The organism is Mycobacterium intermedium (assembly GCF_002086275.1).
GTDB lineage: Bacteria > Actinomycetota > Actinomycetes > Mycobacteriales > Mycobacteriaceae > Mycobacterium > Mycobacterium intermedium.
Genome location: NZ_MVHT01000027.1, coordinates 1 through 15,927, shown reverse-complemented (window position 1 = coordinate 15,927; position 15,927 = coordinate 1). Strand labels below are relative to the sequence as shown.

Annotated in this window: 14 protein-coding genes and 1 pseudogene; 7 read left to right on the top strand and 8 right to left on the bottom strand. The window is 65.5% G+C overall.

The features are described from left to right. Positions 1 to 111 precede the first annotated feature (111 nt). The 3 genes from BST27_RS11910 to BST27_RS11900 form a co-directional block, all read right to left on the bottom strand. Positions 112 to 1,134 (bottom strand): TauD/TfdA family dioxygenase, encoded by a 1,023-nt coding sequence (locus BST27_RS11910; RefSeq protein ID WP_079219672.1) that lies wholly within the window; start codon positions 1,132 to 1,134, stop codon positions 112 to 114. A 213-nt stretch (positions 1,135 to 1,347) separates the two neighbouring features. After that, positions 1,348 to 2,373, bottom strand: a complete 1,026-nt coding sequence (locus BST27_RS11905; RefSeq protein WP_083148485.1) for an AbrB family transcriptional regulator — start codon at positions 2,371 to 2,373, stop codon at positions 1,348 to 1,350. A 61-nt stretch (positions 2,374 to 2,434) separates the two neighbouring features. Further along, positions 2,435 to 3,484, bottom strand: a complete 1,050-nt coding sequence (locus BST27_RS11900) for a hypothetical protein (protein WP_139805116.1) — start codon at positions 3,482 to 3,484, stop codon at positions 2,435 to 2,437. A gap of 455 nt (positions 3,485 to 3,939) precedes the next feature. Between BST27_RS11900 and BST27_RS11895 the strand changes: the two genes are divergently transcribed. Next, on the top strand, positions 3,940 to 5,322 hold the full coding sequence (locus BST27_RS11895; protein WP_069418237.1) for a DEAD/DEAH box helicase: 1,383 nt from the start codon (positions 3,940 to 3,942) through the stop codon (positions 5,320 to 5,322). A 64-nt stretch (positions 5,323 to 5,386) separates the two neighbouring features. On the opposite strand, the gene pdxR is transcribed toward BST27_RS11895, so the two are convergent. Continuing rightward, on the bottom strand, positions 5,387 to 6,766 hold the full coding sequence (gene pdxR, locus BST27_RS11890; protein WP_069418315.1) for a MocR-like pyridoxine biosynthesis transcription factor PdxR: 1,380 nt from the start codon (positions 6,764 to 6,766) through the stop codon (positions 5,387 to 5,389). A gap of 112 nt (positions 6,767 to 6,878) precedes the next feature. Between pdxR and BST27_RS11885 the strand changes: the two genes are divergently transcribed. The 3 genes from BST27_RS11885 (at position 6,879) to BST27_RS11875 (ending at position 9,364) form a co-directional block, all read left to right on the top strand. Next, positions 6,879 to 7,775, top strand: coding sequence for an SAM-dependent methyltransferase (locus BST27_RS11885; RefSeq protein ID WP_069418236.1), 897 nt, complete (start codon positions 6,879 to 6,881; stop codon positions 7,773 to 7,775). Between the two features lie 68 nt (positions 7,776 to 7,843). Further along, a complete protein-coding gene (locus BST27_RS11880) occupies positions 7,844 to 8,095 on the top strand; it encodes a hypothetical protein (protein ID WP_069418235.1) in 252 nt (83 codons plus the stop codon). Between the two features lie 111 nt (positions 8,096 to 8,206). Next, positions 8,207 to 9,364 (top strand): hypothetical protein, encoded by a 1,158-nt coding sequence (locus BST27_RS11875; protein WP_069418234.1) that lies wholly within the window; start codon positions 8,207 to 8,209, stop codon positions 9,362 to 9,364. Here the strand turns inward: BST27_RS11875 and BST27_RS11870 are convergent. Next, positions 9,361 to 10,746, bottom strand: a complete 1,386-nt coding sequence (locus BST27_RS11870) for a DUF5933 domain-containing protein (RefSeq protein ID WP_069418233.1) — start codon at positions 10,744 to 10,746, stop codon at positions 9,361 to 9,363. The genes BST27_RS11875 and BST27_RS11870 overlap by 4 nt on opposite strands. Positions 10,747 to 10,832: 86 nt before the next feature. Next, positions 10,833 to 11,318, bottom strand: coding sequence for a pyridoxamine 5'-phosphate oxidase family protein (locus BST27_RS11865; RefSeq protein ID WP_069418232.1), 486 nt, complete (start codon positions 11,316 to 11,318; stop codon positions 10,833 to 10,835). Between the two features lie 198 nt (positions 11,319 to 11,516). Between BST27_RS11865 and BST27_RS11860 the strand changes: the two genes are divergently transcribed. Then, complete coding sequence (locus BST27_RS11860) at positions 11,517 to 12,071, top strand: MPT63 family protein (protein ID WP_069418231.1); 555 nt, start codon at positions 11,517 to 11,519, stop codon at positions 12,069 to 12,071. A 17-nt stretch (positions 12,072 to 12,088) separates the two neighbouring features. On the opposite strand, the gene BST27_RS11855 is transcribed toward BST27_RS11860, so the two are convergent. Continuing rightward, entirely contained in the window at positions 12,089 to 12,415 is a 327-nt protein-coding gene (locus tag BST27_RS11855; RefSeq protein ID WP_069418314.1) for a WhiB family transcriptional regulator, read from the bottom strand. Between the two features lie 278 nt (positions 12,416 to 12,693). Further along, positions 12,694 to 13,857: pseudogene (locus BST27_RS11850) on the bottom strand (aldose epimerase family protein). 169 nt (positions 13,858 to 14,026) lie between these two features. On the opposite strand from BST27_RS11850, the gene BST27_RS11845 reads away from it, so the two are divergent. Together BST27_RS11845 and BST27_RS11840 are read left to right on the top strand one after the other, a co-directional pair. After that, a complete protein-coding gene (locus BST27_RS11845; RefSeq protein ID WP_069418230.1) occupies positions 14,027 to 14,920 on the top strand; it encodes a hypothetical protein in 894 nt (297 codons plus the stop codon). Positions 14,921 to 15,240: 320 nt separating this feature from the next. Next, on the top strand, positions 15,241 to 15,927 hold a 687-nt coding region (locus tag BST27_RS11840; RefSeq protein ID WP_139805115.1), incomplete at its 3' end, for a PE family protein.

Below are 15,927 nucleotides of genomic sequence, written 5' to 3'. Positions count from 1 at the left end.
TTCCCCCGGATCATTGCTGATCGCGCACCTTTCAGATCGTCGCATTTCTCGCAAAGCATGTCGCGGGCGTCTTGGAAACTTTCTTTGCCGGTGAAGCCCGGTGGTCTGGCGTCAGTTGAGCGGCTCCCCTGCCAGCCACAAGCGGACCAGGCACCGCCGCGCCTCAACCTCGGTAGCGTCGACGAACGCGTGCCGGTTGTGCAGGGTCACGTGGTTGTCCGCAAACAGCACGTCGCCGGGTTGGAGCGTGAAGGTGACCGCCCGGCTGGGGTCGTTCAGGGCCCTGTCCAAAGCGTCGAGAGCTTGGCGCTGGCGGTCGCTGAGCGGCCGACCGCTCTTGTAGTGCCCCAGTTCGATGTGCAGGCGGTTGTAACGGAGGCGAACGCCGTCGGCGGTGTCGGTGAACACCGATCCGGTGGTTATCGGGTCTTCGCCCGGCTCGGTCTCGTGTGAGCGGTCGAAAAGGAACTCCCCGTAGAGCTCTTCCAGTAGCTCGGGCGACGTCTCGAGCAGCGCGTTGTATGCGGCGTGGCCGCTGACCATCAGCGACTCGCCGCCGGACACCGCTTTGCGCAGGCACAGCAGGCCGAGCACGTCGGGCCGGCTGCCGGCGTAGGCGCAGGCGGAGTCGGTGTGGAAGATCAATGCCGAGTTCGTCTTGGAGCCGCGGGCCTCACCGATCGACTGACCGGTGTCCTGGACGAGGTAGACGCGGTCGCCCTGCTTGTTCTGCGGCTGGGGGGCGCCCAGGTAGGTCCCCAAACCCCAGTACAGCATCGCCGCTTCCTCATCCGTCCAGCCTTCGAAAGAAAGCCCCCGCAGCACGGCGAAGCCGGGACCGAGGTGCAGGCAGTAGCGGATGCCGCGAGCGATCTCCGCGAGCGCCGGCTCCTGGAAGTCCGACGGCTCGACGGTGTCCAGCCGACGGCCCCGGCGACGCAGTTCGTCGCGGATGCGCAGGCAGGCCTCGGCCTGGTGCGGGTCGACCGCGATCATGTAGTCCCAGGCGTCCAGGCTGGCGGCATCCCACGCGGTCGGTCCGGCGACCGGATGACGGCGGATAGGTGACCTCATCTCTGCCCCCTCGTCACTCGACTGCTGCGGATTTGTCTCGTTGACGGTTGTCGTGAGCATTTCCGTTACTCCCCTTGGTTGTGCTTTTGGTGCTTTATATGAGTCTCACTTGGGCGACTTGTGCATTTCTTGCACATCTCTCAAAGCCGCTATGGCCCCCGCGACCTGGTGTTATTCGCCCGGACCCGGACCGGCGCCGAGTGTGTGGCCTATTAACCGTCCGACGAGTTCGACGGGTCATAGGGCCCACGTTCGGCGACGTGGGCGAGCCCGTCAGGCGGCGACTGGGATCAGCTCGCGGCGCGGCGCGCCCGCTGGCGCGCCTTGCGGCGCGAACCGCGTGAACAGCCGTGCGACAAAGGGCGCGGCGAACAGCATGATGACGACCCGGATGACCTGTGCCGCCATGACGAATGCGACGTTGGAGCCGGAACCCGCAGCGGTGCCAAGCACCGCGTAGATGCCGCCCGGGCTCGTCGCAAGGTATCCGTCGAGCATGCTCAGGCCGGCCTCGTCGGAAAGCACGACGCCTAGGCGGGCCGCCGCGACGTTGAGGATCATGATCAGCGCGAACGCGCCGGGCAGAATCCGGCGAACCGCCCGCAGCGACTCCCGGTCAAAGGTCAGCAACGTCTGCCAGACGATCATCATGATCCCGAACTGGACCAGGAGCATCGGAACCGCGAAGCCCTGCACGAGCCCGGTGAGTTCCAACGCGATCGTGATGGCCATCGGGCCGATCAACCCCGATCCCGGCAACCGCACGTACCGCCCGACCAGCACGCCGACCGACACGATGACCGCAATCAGCGGCAACTGGACGTACCAGGCGAGTGATCCCGTTTCGCTCATCTGCGTTGCATCTGCTGCGTTGGCGTGGAAGAAGATCGCCGCCACCGCCGGCATCGCGGCCGTGATCAGCGCAACGCGCAGGTATTGGACGGCGGCAACGACGCGGTCGTCGCCACCGAGGTCTTTTGCGATGGCGACCAGTCCAGACGAACCACCCGCGACCAGCGCGAGCCCACCCGTCAAGGGGCTGACGTCACGGTGCAGACCAAGCAGTGCGCCGCCCGCGACACTGACGACCAGGGTGCTGACGGTGATGCCGACGACGATGGGCCAGTGCGAGCCGAGCGCGCTGAATGAGATGTCGCGCACCATCAGGCCCGTGTAGACGCCAAGAACACCCTGGGCCGCCAGACCTGCTTTCGGCATCGCTGTCGGCGCGTACCGCGCCAACGTCCAAGCGAAAGCTCCGCATGCAACGGCTATGACGAGGAGATCGATCGGATTCATGCTTGCAGCGTCGAATGACGACCTTGGCGGATTCTTGCGTGATTCTTGTAGCGGCGACTTGCTACCGCGCGTGCAGCCCAAGAAAGCCGCCGTCGGCGTCGAAAAGCAGGTCGTAACGACCCAGTGCGCGCAGGCCGGTGTTGACGAAGGCGCCGCGCGACGCTCGCGCGTAGTTCACCCGGGACGGCGTCTGCGCGCCGCCGTCGCCGACGCGGAAGCGGTAGTTCACACCTCCCAGCGTGATCGACATGTCGGTACCGGCCGGCACCTCGCCGCCCGACGGTAGCCCATCGTCCTCGACGATCATGTTGAGCAGACCGGTGTCGATGAGCACCGTTCCCTCATGCCGCACGTCTGAGCCGACGGTGAAACCGCCGGTCAGCGGCGTCCAGTCGTGATGGGTACCGGAAGCCGGTTCCCCCGCGTCTTTCAGCGGCTGCATAGTCCATGCACCGACGGTGTTCGAGTCGGTGAGTCCCAGCACCAGCCCGCCCCGGCCGATGATGTAGCCGCGTCGCATCGTGCCGGCGACCATCTCGGTGAGGTTCAGGAAAGGGTTATGGTCGGGCGCGGTCCGCTCCGTCTTTCCGCGTCCGAATCCGACTCCCAACATGTGCGGGATGTGGTTTCGGCATCTGCTGGAATTCACGCCGGAACCAGTGCAACTCGCCTCGGTAACAGCGAGCACCGGAACGATCGCTTGTGCAGCCACGTTGGCGCCACGGGCGTTGACAGCTTGCGGAAAGCTGATCGGGAGCGTGGCCCACACTCCGGTCAGCTTCAGCCCGCTCGAACTGTAGGTGAGGCTGCCAGGTGGAGATCCAGGCGGAATGTTCGGCACTTCAGATGCGGGGACAACCAGCCCCACCGACCCGGTGTCGACGGTGTAGGAGGACACCTTGCCGCCGTTCACCGAGGCCTGGATCTTGAGCGTGCGGCGGAGGTCGGAAAAGTCGGGCGAATCGAGCCAGGGCACCGTATAGCTTTGGGTGAACCTGTCATACGTCTTGGTGACTGTGGTGGACGGTGCTTCGCGTCCACCGGACGCACATCCGGCCAACAGGCAAAGAGCCGTCACCATCGCCACCAGCCGGCCGATTCTCGCGATCACCGCAGTCAGCATGACGCATCAACGGCCAATGCACGGCAACAATTCACCAAGCATGCGTGCGGACCTGCCTGCGACGGTACCGACGTCAAGTTCCACCGCAGCGCGAAAGTCCGTGACGGAGGAGGTGAAAACCGAATTGGTGGTGCCGTAGCCGTCTCGACAACAAGTTGTGATGTTGCCGGGCGGATGAGGAATATCCGCAACTGTGCGGTAGGTTGGTTACAACGTTGGCCTTACGAACGATGCCAACGACGTCGTGGAACGCTAGTTCATCCCTCCGCTCGCCGGCCCGGAAATCGCGGCCCGAGCACCCGAGTCCCGATGATCCGTGCACCCAGCACACGCTTGTCTCGCGGCGATCGATTTTGCCCACCGGCAATCTCGCCAGCTGTGCCTATCCCGCGCCGACGCCGTCGCGGCGACCCGGCACCCCATGCCTGAAAGGCACCTAAGCAGTGACTACAACCAAATCCTTCGCCGACCTCGGCGTGCGCCGACCGCTGATCAAAGCCCTCGCCGCCGGCGGCATCACCCAGCCCTTCCCGATTCAGGCCGAAACGTTGCCTGACACCCTCGCCGGGCGCGATGTCCTGGGCCGCGGCAAGACGGGCAGCGGAAAGACGCTCGCCTTCTCAATTCCGTTGGCCAGCAGGCTATCTGGCGGCAATCGGCGGTCGTCGCGGCCATCGGGTCTGGTGCTTGCACCCACCCGCGAGTTGGCCACCCAGATCACGGCGACGCTCGAGCCGTTGGCTGCCGCCTGCGGCTTGCGGGTCACCACGATCTTCGGCGGCGTTCCACAAGGGCGGCAGGTGAGCGCGCTCAGATCGGGTGTCGATATCGTCGTGGCCTGCCCGGGTCGCCTCGAGGACTTGATGAAACAACGTCTGATCAGCCTCGAAGCGGTCGAGATCACCGTGATCGACGAAGCCGACCACATGGCGGACCTCGGGTTCCTGCCGGGCGTCACCCGGATCCTGGCGGCCACACCAGCGGGCGGCCAACGACTGCTGTTCTCCGCGACCCTCGACAACGGGGTCGACAAGCTCGTCAACCGGTTCCTCTGCAACGAGGTGTTGCATTCCGTTGACGAGGCCGACGCGGCGGTGCCCGAGATGACTCACCACGTGTTCCACGTCTCCGGAGCCGAGGCCAAGAAGGAGCTGGTACACCGGCTCGCCTCGGGCAGTGGACGGCGAATCCTGTTCCTGCGCACCAAGCATCAGGCCCGCAAGCTCGCCAAACAACTCACCGATGCGGGAGTGCCGTCAGTTGATCTGCACGGCAACCTGTCTCAGCCCGCGCGCGACCGAAACCTGGCCGCGTTCGCCGACGGCCAGGCCCGCGTTCTGGTCGCAACCGATATCGCCGCCCGCGGCGTCCATGTTGACGAGGTGGAACTGGTGGTACACGTCGATCCACCTAGCGAACACAAGGCTTACCTGCATCGATCGGGCCGCACGGCCCGAGCCGGAAACGCGGGAGACGTCGTCACCGTCGTACTGCCCGAGCAACGCAAGGACACCCAGGTGCTGCTGCGCCGCGCGGGCATTCAGGTGACCCCCCAGCAGGTGAACGCCGACTCGCCGGCTGTGCACACTCTGGTCGGTGAAATCGCCCCGTACCGCGCTCCTGCGCCTAAGGCCGCCCCGTCGCCGGCGGCCCAGCCTCGTCGACACGGCACGGACGGGCGTCGGCGCCGCCGCGGCGGCGCTCAGTCGACGGTGACAGGCGGCCGCCCGCAGGTGGGGTCGGTTGCGTCGCACCGCGGAAGTCTAGGAGCGCCGCGCGCAGCGGGTCGTCGGCGCGCTCGGCGCCAGCAGGGCTCAATCGCCTAGCGACCTTCCTTCGCCATACCTACCAATCCGCGAGGCATCTCAGCGCGGTCTCGGCACCTCGCCGCTATGCCGACGCCCTTGTCACTGCACTCAGCAGGCTCCCCAGGTGTTCAAGGGCAGCGCCGTACCGGTGTCGGGCCGGCGTCCCGTAACCGACGACGATTCCCTCTGCACCACGATTTCGGCTGTGCCAGAACGGGGTTAACCCCGTGAGGGCGATGCTGCGGTGCCGTGCCTCCGCCAGGACCTCGGCCTCCGAGATGCCCTCCGGTAGCGAAACGACGGCATGGAGTCCTGCAGCGATTCCTTGAACCGATAGGGCGGGTGCGTGCTGGTTGAGGTTGGCGACGAGCGCGTCGCGTCGCTGACGGTAGAGCCGTCGCATCCGTCGGATATGGCGATCGAGACCGCCCGACTCGATCATCTCCGCCAGTGCCAACTGCGCGAACACGTCCGTGCCGCGATCGGCGCGTCGTTTGGCTTCGGTCACCGCATCGATAAGGGCCGTGGGTAAAGCCAACCACCCCAAGCGAAGTCCCGGGGCGAGACTCTTGCTGGCGCTGCCAGCATAAATCGTGCGCTCGGGCGCCAGCCCCTGCAACACTCCGACGGGATGGCGGTCGTAGCGGAACTCGCCGTCGTAGTCGTCTTCGACGAGGTACACGTCCCGCGCCGTCGCGACGCGGATGAATTCGGCACGCCGGTCGGCCTCAAGCGTCGCCCCCAGCGGCGCCTGATGCGCCGGGGTGAGGACTACCGCCGCAACAGCCGCGGGAAACCGTTCCGGCCGGGCACCGCGGCCGTCGACCTCCAGCGCCGTGACGGTAAGTCCGCTCGCGGCTGGGATTTTGCGATGGTCGGGTAGACATGGGTTTTCCAGTGCGATCGACTGCGCGCCACTGGCCGCTAGCGCATCGCACACCAGGCGAAGGCCCTGGGTGTAGCCACTGCAGATCACAATGCGCTCCGGGGTGGTGAGTACTCCGCGCACACGTCCCAGGTAGTTGGCCAGCGCCGCGCGCAGCCGCGGCGATCCGCGCGGATCTGCCGGCCCTAGTTCGGAATGCGCCGTCACCTGTAGAGCCCGGCGCAGCGCGCGCAACCATTCGGCGCGCGGGAACATGCTCAGGTCGGGACGGCCGAGGCTGAAGTCTGCCACGTGACGTGGGACGGCCGGCTCGGCGTTCACCGATGCCGGGAGGTGCAGCCCATGCGCGACCTCGGTGGCCGCACCCGGCCGAGTACGTAGATATCCCTCTGCCGCCAGTTGTGCATAGACCTCGACGACCGTTCCGCGCGCGAGCTCTAGCTGCGCGGCTAGCGCGCGCGAGGACGGCAAGGACTCCCCGGGCGCCAGACGGCCGTCTCGAATAGCTTGGCGCAGAGCACTTTCGAGCGCCGAACGGAGACCGCGGCGGGCCGGGAGATCCAAGTGAAGGTCGATGCCGCCGCCCTCACTGGTCCACGAATTCGGCATGTAACTGGACCTTACCGTCGGACCGGTACCACTCCTAGTGTCGGTAGCGCACCGACCCCTGCACTCAGAGGAGGCGAGAATGGTTGCTGTAGCCGATCGGCGTCTCGACCGGACGGCGAGCCTGACCGCGCAACTCAATGCTGCCCAGCGCGCGGCGGAAACCTTGCGGCCGCCGGGCCGTCGTCTCATCGATGATCCGTACTCCCGGCACTTCGTCGAGCACCCCGCTTTGCGCGCAGTGCTGGCGCACCCGCGTTTGGCTGATGCCGCACTGCGCGGAATCGACCGTCTCTGGGGCGGATTGCACGCTCACATCATGCTGCGAGTGCGCTACGCCGACGATGCGTTCGATGCCGTCATCCGCGACGGCATCGACCAAGTCGTCCTGCTCGGTGCGGGCTTCGACACCACCAGCCTGCGCCGCGGGACTACCGGGGTGCGGGTGTTCGAGGTGGATGCGCCGACCACCCAAGCACACAAATGGCCCGTGGTCCAACGACTCTTGTCAGCACGTCGTGAATGTGAAATCACATGGGTGCCATGTGATTTTGAGCATCGCGTGCTGCGCGAGTGCCTCATCGGCAGCGGATATGATCCGTCCCGGCCGAGCCTGATCATTTGGCTTGGTGTCACGCCGTATCTGACCCGCGGCGCCATCGACGCAACACTGGCCGACCTGGCCGAAATCTGCGCACCCGGCAGCCGTCTGGTAGTCGACTACATCCGTGCCGGTGTCGCCGCTGGACGCACCCCCTGGAAGAGCGCGGACCGCGTTGCCCGCATGGTCGCCCGGCGCGGAGAACCATATCGGAGCGATTTCACCGAGGCCGGGTTCGACGCCGTGCTCACCGACCACCTCTTCAAGCCGCGCGAGCATCTCCCCGTCGAAGGGTTGCTGAACCGATATGACCCGGCGCGCCGCAGTGGCCTGTCCGGCGACAGCTGGCTAGCGGTCGCGACGGCAATTCGTGTGTGAAACATGTTTGATGACAATCAAATTCACTATTTAGCAGCGGTGGTTGACCCGCTGAGTACGATGACGTGATGATAAAGATCTGGTGTGCGGCGGTGCTGGCGGCCGGTTCGCTTGCATTCGTGCCGACGGGGGCTGCCCGCGCCGACGTGTGCGCTGACGCTGGTGGCCGGCACGTCTCGGTGGGCGGGTGCACGGACCCGGCGGCCACGGTGAACACCGCCGGCGACGTCGAGGCTGCTACACAGGCGGCCAACGGGCAGCCGCCGTGCTACACGGCCGAGGGGGTGCCGTACTACACCCCTAACGGCGATCCCTGCTAGTTCGCCGTCGGGAATCTCTGGCCGGCCAAGGTGACGCCGCCGGGGAAGACGCGCGGTGGCGCGGCCCGCGGGCAAGGATGCGCCACATCAGCACGTCCTCAGCTTTCCAGTATGGCGGATGACTATGCCCGCCATGCCCTTTCGCAACGTGCCGCGTTCGAAGCGACCCACCCTGCGGTGCTGGTCGCCGCGGAAGAGCTGGGGACCGAACCGGTGCTGCGGGTGGCCGATCTGGGTGCGGCGGACGGCGTGAACTCGCACGACCTCATTCGCGATCTCACGGTCCTACGTAGCGGACGCCCGCTGGTCTATGCCCTCGTCGATCTGCCCACCAACGCATGGACTGTCGCCGCCCGCCATCTGCGGGACGCTTTCGGTCCTGCGGTGGATCAGGGCGAGTTCGCCGTGATCCCCGCATCGGGCGTGACCGGCGCCGGGATCGCCGATACCGGCACCGGCGCCCACTACGCCGCGCCGGACGCGCACGGCGAGGCGTGCCGGCGAGCGTTCGATGCCCATCCAACGCCTGCAACGGTTCTCTCGATGGCCGGAATCCCGCTTCACCAGGCGCCCTCCCTCCCCCACGGCACGGTGCACATCGCGGTGACGGGAACGTGCATGCACTGGGTTGCCGACGCCGCTGGACTCCCCTCGACAGGCTCGGTATTCCCCGGCTACCCCGACCACGCGGACGAGGACGAGCGCCGCGCATGGCGCCGTGCGGCGGAACGTAACTGGGAACAACTACTTGAGATGCGCGCCGCAGAACTGGCACCGGGAGGGTCGTTCATCGCCGCCATCCCGGCCTCGCCTGCTGCCTGCCCCAACCGGACAGGGCTCTACGCCGAACTCATCGGCGACATGAATCGGCTCCTCGCCGAGTGGCATCGTCAAGGTCGCCTCCGCGCCGACACCGTCGAGGCGGCCGTCGTTCCGGTGTGGTCACGCACCCTCGACGAGTTCCGAGCTCCGTTCGAAGCGAGCGGCGGGCAGTTTGCGGGACTAGAGCTGGAAAGCGCCGAACTGTTCCGGCTCGACAACCCCTACTGGCACGACGATCCGGCGGTATTCGCCCGGGATTACGTCAAGAGTGCGACCGCGTGGGGCGGGCCGCTGTTCCTGCGTGCGTTCGCCCGTGAGGGTGAGACACGTGCTGGGGGTCTGCTCGCCGAGTTCCTCGGAGAGCTTGAGGAGCGCGTCGCGCAAGACCCCGGCCGCCATCGCTGCGATTACATCGAGGCCCTGCTCATTTGCCGCAAGCGGGACTAGCGGCTCGACCCCGGCTCGGGTTGGGGTGCCGACTCGCCCACCAGCACGGCCGCGGTCAAGCCGCCGCGAACGGGCAGTGTCGCCGCGCCCTCACGTGCGACCGCATGAGCCTGCCGGGCGAAGAAGGTCGCGTAGAAGGCGCACACGAAACCGACCGTCGCACCGATGATCAGTGGCCCGAAGACCAACGGATGGCGTGCCATGACATCGGCCAGATAGCGGCAACACAGCACCAGGACGGTCAGGAAGGCCGCACCAAACGCCACAAACCCCAGCCGCGTCCAAACGCGACCGCGCACCGGTTCGCGCAAGACCGACTCGGCCGTCAGGCACAACACTGCGCCCGCCACGAGGTCGACGCCGTAGTGGTAGCCGAAGCCCAATGTCGCAGCAATCGTGCATACCAGCCAGAACGAGCCGCCCGCGCGTAACCAACGCGGGCCGGGACGGGAGTGGATGAAAACCGCGAGCGCCCAAGCCGTGTGCATCGACGGCATGCAGTTGCGCGGAGTCTTGCTGTCGAAGGGCACGGCTGCCGGCGCGAGGTCGATCGGGGGCAGGGTGTGCGGCCAATAGTCGCCGACTTGGAAGCCCGCACCGCCCGCGCCGAAGGCGAAGGCGGGTCCTACCAGCGGAAACAGCAGGTAGATCAAGGGGCCGACCAATCCGAGCACGAGGAACGTCGGCACCAGAAAGTGCCGGGGCCAACCTTCGGTGCGCACATTGCGCAGCTGGTAGAACGCAACCACCAGGGCTGCGGCAGGCAACTCGATGTACACCCAGTGCAGCGCCCCGTAGAGAACGGGCCCGCCCGCTTCGACAAGCCGACCGAATAACCAAGACGGTTGCGCCAGGGCGTGATCGGCGAGCAGCGCAAACTCGTCGACGACCTTTGGCCGCGTGATCGCGGTGATGCTCAGCCAGCTATCGCCGACTTTCGTCGCGATGATCAGCAGCAGGCCGAAACCGACTCCTCGGAAGGCGGGGATGGACTCCCCCTTCAGCCAGCGGTAGACGGCCACTGCGGCCAATCCGGTGATGACGATCAGCGGACCGTTGCCAAACGCCAACGCGCCGCCGCGCAGCAGTCGCTCGGCCGCGAAAGCCAGGTCGAGAACCACGGCGAGGGAAAGTGCGGCGATCCGCCAGCGGTTGGGCAATCCGGCCATGGCCAGGACGAAACCGACCCAGGGCACCGTGATCGACTTGGGAGCGGCTACGTAGTCGCTGAGCAGGCTGTGCAGTGGGCCTTGGAATCCAGATCTGAGCGCGGTGACCTGCAACGCGACCAGGATCAGGGCAATCGCCGCGACGGCGAGCGGCGGCCAGATGCGCGCGAGTGGAGCGCGTGTCGGAACGCGTCGCAACTCGTCGGTGAACACCCGCAGAAGTTTAAGTGTCAGATCGACGTCACAGGTAGAAACCCTGCAGGAACGCTCGACCGGTTGACGAGAGATTTCGCCTGCGACTATCCGTCGTTGACGAGGTCTGCGAAAAATGCGGGCAAGCGGCCCGCGCCAAAGTCATAGAACCGCGCCCAGAGCGGCTCGATCGAGATGCGCACCATCTGCTTGTAGGTCGACCGCACGTTGTCTTCGAATTCGGCGGCCTGGGGTTCGTCCATTGAACTCCTTGCCGCCGCGAGGTACTCCTCGGTGACGCCGTCGACGGTTTTGAGCGTGGCGAGGCCTCGCACCAAGAGCGCCTTGGCTTCTTCGGGGGTGGAGCCGGTATCGATCGTCACTGCGACTTGCGGACGGGATGACAGCGCGCGGGCTTTCGGGGACGTCGGTGCCGTGGAGACGACGATGCGTTCGCCGGTCCAGTAAAACCCGACGGGGATGACCCTCGGGAAGCCGTCGTGTCCGTTGTAGGCGAGCCGGGCCATCGAACCTGAGAGAAGCTGCTGGGCACCGGGGTGGCCGAGTTCCTGAGCCAATTCCTGGGCGTTCATCACACCCTTAGTCCTACCCCCGCAGGCTTTCGCTCAGGTACGCCGATGCCCGTCCTGGAGCCGGCATCACCCGAAACAAAGACATCTAGTGCTGCGCGGAGGTTTGGGCCGGCGACCTCGGGTTATGCCACACATGTGCGGTATGTCCCAGCCGGGTGACCGCGCGGCGAATCACGAAGGAAATCAAGGGAGCTCATCGTGAGATTCACAAACACCACATTCAAGGCGGCCATTGGTGCCGTGGGAATAGCTACGGCGGGCTTTTTCGGCGTAGCAGACTCTTCAGCGGCGCCGCCGAATGTCCAGCCGTTCGGCACCAGCCAACGGCTGATCAGCGGACCCATGATTACCACCTACACGGTGAGCAACCTGCGGCCGAGCGACATCGCAATTCCTGGTTACACCCCGAAAGGCACGCTCTACCAGGCAGAAATCACGGCCAGGTCGGACGCCGGCACCGTCACGCCCATGGTCAAGAACTTCAGCGCCCGCGGGCCCAACGGTCAGACCTACGAACTGATCGACAACGTTCAGGTTCCGAATGGACTCAATCCGTCACCGATCCCGCAGGGCAACGAATCGACCGGCACGCTCTACTTCGATGTCACGGGTGCGCCGGCCAACGGCGTCGTCTACAACGACGGGCTGCAAGACATCCTGATTTGGACGTCGAACATACCCGGATCCGCGACACCTGGTGAGCCGTCGAGTTCGAACCCGATGCCGGGTGCGCCTCCGACCCCAACGAGGTAAGCGCAAGCGTCGCGCGCTCATCCCACTGAGCGCGTATCGCGGTTGTTGAAGAAGTCCGCCCACGACACGACGTCGGGGTGCTGCTTGAGCAGTGCCCTGCGCCGGCGCTCGGTCATACCGCCCCAGACGCCGTACTCAACCTGATTGTCTAGCGCGTCCGCCCCGCACTCCCGCAGTACGGGGCAGTAGCGGCAAATCGCAATAGCCTTGCGTTGAGCCGCTCCCCGCACAAAGAGTTCGTCGGGATCTCTATCCCTGCATTGCGCGTTGGCAACCCAGGCGCGCTGTTCTGCGGTCACTGCGCGTGAATTGCCGTTGGCATTCTTAAAACTGAACGGCCGCAGGTTCGGTCGTGATTCTGACAACGAGCTGTTCCTTTCGCCCAGCCGCAGGGATACACCCGTTCGCCGACTACTGGTCGATGGCTGTATTTCGTGATGTTCGAAATATCGGGAAGGGCCGTTACCCGTCCCCACGCGGTAACCAGCAAACTAGCGCGGGGCGGTCGCGCAGACATCGTCACGAGAGCCCAACAATGGCCGGCATCGTTGTGCGCAGGCTACGACGAGGCGGTTGGCCGGGCCGGCCCTGTTTCGCTCATCTCACGGTTCTTCGTAACTGGCTATTTGGCGCTGAAGGCGAAAACCGTTGTCGAGTCGTAGCTGTCGCCTGGGTTCAGCACGGTGGTCGGAAAGTTCGGGTGATTCGGCGAGTCCGGGTAGTGCTGGGTTTCCATGGTGAATCCCGCGCCCTGTCGATAGATATGGCCGCTGGTGCCCGTTAACGTCCCGTCGATGAAGTTGGAGGTGTAGAACTGCACACCGGGTTCCGTTGTGGAGACGGTCAGGGTGCGACCCGTCTGCGGGTCCTCGGCCCTGGCGGCCTACACCAGCCCAGTCTTGTTGCCGCGGTTGATCACCCAGTTGTGGTCGTAGCCTCGGGCCAGCAGCAACTGGGGGTCGCTTGTATTGATGCGCGCGCCGATGGTGGTCGGTGAGGTGAAGTCGAACGGAGTGCCCTTCACCGAGGCGATCTCCCCCGTCGGGATCTGGGTGGCGTCGGTAGGCAGATAATCGTCGGCGTTGATGGTGACCTGTTGCGCGTAGACGTCGGGCGTACCTTCACCGGCCAGATTGAAGTAGCTGTGATTGGTCAGGTTGATCACCGTCGGCGCGTCGGTGGTCGCGTGGTAGTCGATGCGCAATTCGTTTTGCTGGGTCAGTGTGTAGGTGACGGTCGTCGTGAGCATTCCGGGGTAGCCCATTTCGCCTGCGGGACTTACGTATCGCAGCTCCAGGCTGACCACGTCTTTACCGCTCTGCTGACGTGCCTGCCACACCTTCGCATCGAAACCCGCGGTGCCGCCATGCAAGCTGTTGCCGTTGTTGTTGATCGGCACGTGGTACTCGGTGCCGTTCAGTGAGAAGGCGCCTTTGGCGATCCGATTGCCATAGCGACCAATGATGGCACCGAAGTAGGTCTTGGCAGATCCGGTGTTGTCCACGTAGCCGGTCAGGGTCGGAAAGCCCAGCACCACGTTGTCCACGTGGCCGCTGCGGTCGGGCACCTCCAGCGACTGAATTATGCCGCCGTAGGTGAGAATTCGCACCCGCATGTCGTGCCCGTTGGAAAGTGTGTAGCGCTGCACCGGGGTATCGCCGACGTGACCGAACGGTTCGCTCGTGATCGACGGCGCGCCCACGGGTTTCGACGCCACGTTGCTACACGCCGCCAAACCCACCGCACCGGCGATGGCGAACAGTTGACGCAACAGTGCGTAGCGCATGCGCTCCCCGTAGGCTCGGTCGGGTCCTTCGTCGGCGCCGACACCTCGACGAGGATAACGCGTGCATCGACGCGATCGGCGGTCAGCGCGCTCGTGCGACGTTGTCCGATAAGCGAAAACGTGCGCGTTTGCGCACGGGCCCAGCGCCGGTTGCCCGTAGTATCCGACGGTGCTCACCGAACTCATTGCTGAGCCCTGCCAACTTTGGTATGGCTTCGACCCCTCGATTGTGGCCAGAAGCTACGCGCAGTTCACCGCCGTTCTTGCAGGCTTTGCTTTCGTCGTCATCAATCTGGTGCTGGATCGTGCGTATCGACGGCGCGGAGAGGGCCGTTCGCCGGGACCCCGGGAGGCCGCGCATGAAACCCAAGTGGGGCTTGCGCTGGTGTGCGCGTTTCTGGGCCTGGTGTTGACGACCCTGCGCTACAGCCTGCTCGCCGGTGAGAGCGGATGCGCTATCACCGAGGGACGTGCCGGATCTGCGGCGGTGCTGGCCGCCGTGTCATTGGCGGCTTCCATCTATACGTTGCTTTACGCGGTGGTGCAGTTCTTTTCGGGTACATCGGGGACACTCGCCAAGCACTGTGTCTTCATACTGGCGGTGCTCGCTCCCGCGCTTACCGTGTCGTTTGTTCAACAGACGCTCGGGCATCTTGCACTCGCGCTGGGCAATTCGGAGACGCGGCAGCCGCTTCAACCGCTGTGGGATCAGGCCAATCGTCTGGCGGTTCCCATACCAGCGGCGATTGCGATCGCGTGCGCCGTCCTGTGGGTACTGGGGCGAAAGAGGCGGCAGTCGGAATCGCCTGTCGGCGGCGTTGCACAACACATCCAGACGTTCGTCCCCTACACGACGATCGCCGTCGCTGTTGCGGTGATAATGCGCTCGGTCGCGCTCTTGGGATACGCGAATCCCGCCGTGCACATTTCCCCGGGCGAGGCCTGGCTATGGCTAGGCGTACTGGCTGCCGCGCTGGTACTCCAGAGCGCGGCGTTGTCATTTCAACGTGGTGTGGAAGTCCCTTTCACCGGCTCCCCTTCTGCGACCCAGAAATCGTTATGACGTCCGCTGTCGGGTTCTAGTTCGTTCGGCGGAACCTGGACGCCGTAGGTTCTGAGATATTCAGTGCAGCAACGTTAATGACAGTGAGCAATGCGGACGCGGCACTCTGCCTTCTGACAACCCGCGTCACGACAAGCGCCAAGTCTGCCACCGGTAGCAAAGCCGGGATCTTTCCCAGCGCCACACTTGAGTACCGCACTACTCAAGACAAGGTCGCCGCATGGTCGGAGGCTGACTAGCACGAGACATCTACGTTCGTCCACCGCACTGGATGCGCGGTCTCGTCCCGATCAGACCTGCGAGCTAAGGGGTGAACGTACATGTCGTTCGTAATCGCGGCGCCAGAGCTGATGACAGCGGCGGCAACGGATTTGGCCGCAACTGTGTCGGCGCTCGAATCGGCCCACACCGCGGCAGCCGCCTCGACGACTCAACTGCTGGCCGCGGCTGGCGATGAGGTCTCTGCCGCTATAGCCGCGTTGTTCTCCGCCCACGGACAGCAGTTTCAGGCGCTCGGCGCGCAGGCAACGGCGTTCCAAGCGCAGTTTCTGCGTGCCTTGGCGGCCAGTGCCAGCTCGTATGCCAGTGCCGAGAGCGCGGCCGCCTCGCCCCTCCAGGATCTGCTCAACACGATCAACGCGCCGGTTGTGGCACTTACCGGACGACCGCTGATCGGCGATGGCGCGGACGCGCCCGCGGGCAGTGGCCTGCCAGGCGGCAACGGCGGGTGGCTTTCCGGTAATGGCGGCAACGGCGGATCGGGCGCCCCAGGGCAAGCCGGCGGGGCTGGCGGTTCCGCGTTCCTGTGGGGTCACGGCGGAAATGGCGGGGCCGGCGGCAATGCCGTCGTTGCTGGTCAGGCGGGTGGTCATGGCGGTGCTGGCGGCGCGAACGGGCTGTTTGGCGGCGGTAACGGCGGGGCGGGAGGGATTGGCGGCGCCGGCGCGGCCGGCACGCTCGGTGATAACGGACCGACCAGCGGAGCCAACGGTATCGGTGGCGGGGCT

Bases quoted from the DNA above. Each gene is read 5' to 3' on its own strand.
- BST27_RS11910 (WP_079219672.1), bottom strand. From the start codon at position 1,134: ATGCTCACGACAACCGTCAACGAGACAAATCCGCAGCAGTCGAGTGAC.
- BST27_RS11905 (WP_083148485.1), bottom strand. From the start codon at position 2,373: ATGAATCCGATCGATCTCCTCGTCATAGCCGTTGCATGCGGAGCTTTC.
- BST27_RS11885 (WP_069418236.1), top strand. From the start codon at position 6,879: ATGGTTGCTGTAGCCGATCGGCGTCTCGACCGGACGGCGAGCCTGACC.
- BST27_RS11880 (WP_069418235.1), top strand. From the start codon at position 7,844: ATGATAAAGATCTGGTGTGCGGCGGTGCTGGCGGCCGGTTCGCTTGCA.
- BST27_RS11875 (WP_069418234.1), top strand. From the start codon at position 8,207: ATGGCGGATGACTATGCCCGCCATGCCCTTTCGCAACGTGCCGCGTTC.
- BST27_RS11865 (WP_069418232.1), bottom strand. From the start codon at position 11,318: ATGAACGCCCAGGAATTGGCTCAGGAACTCGGCCACCCCGGTGCCCAG.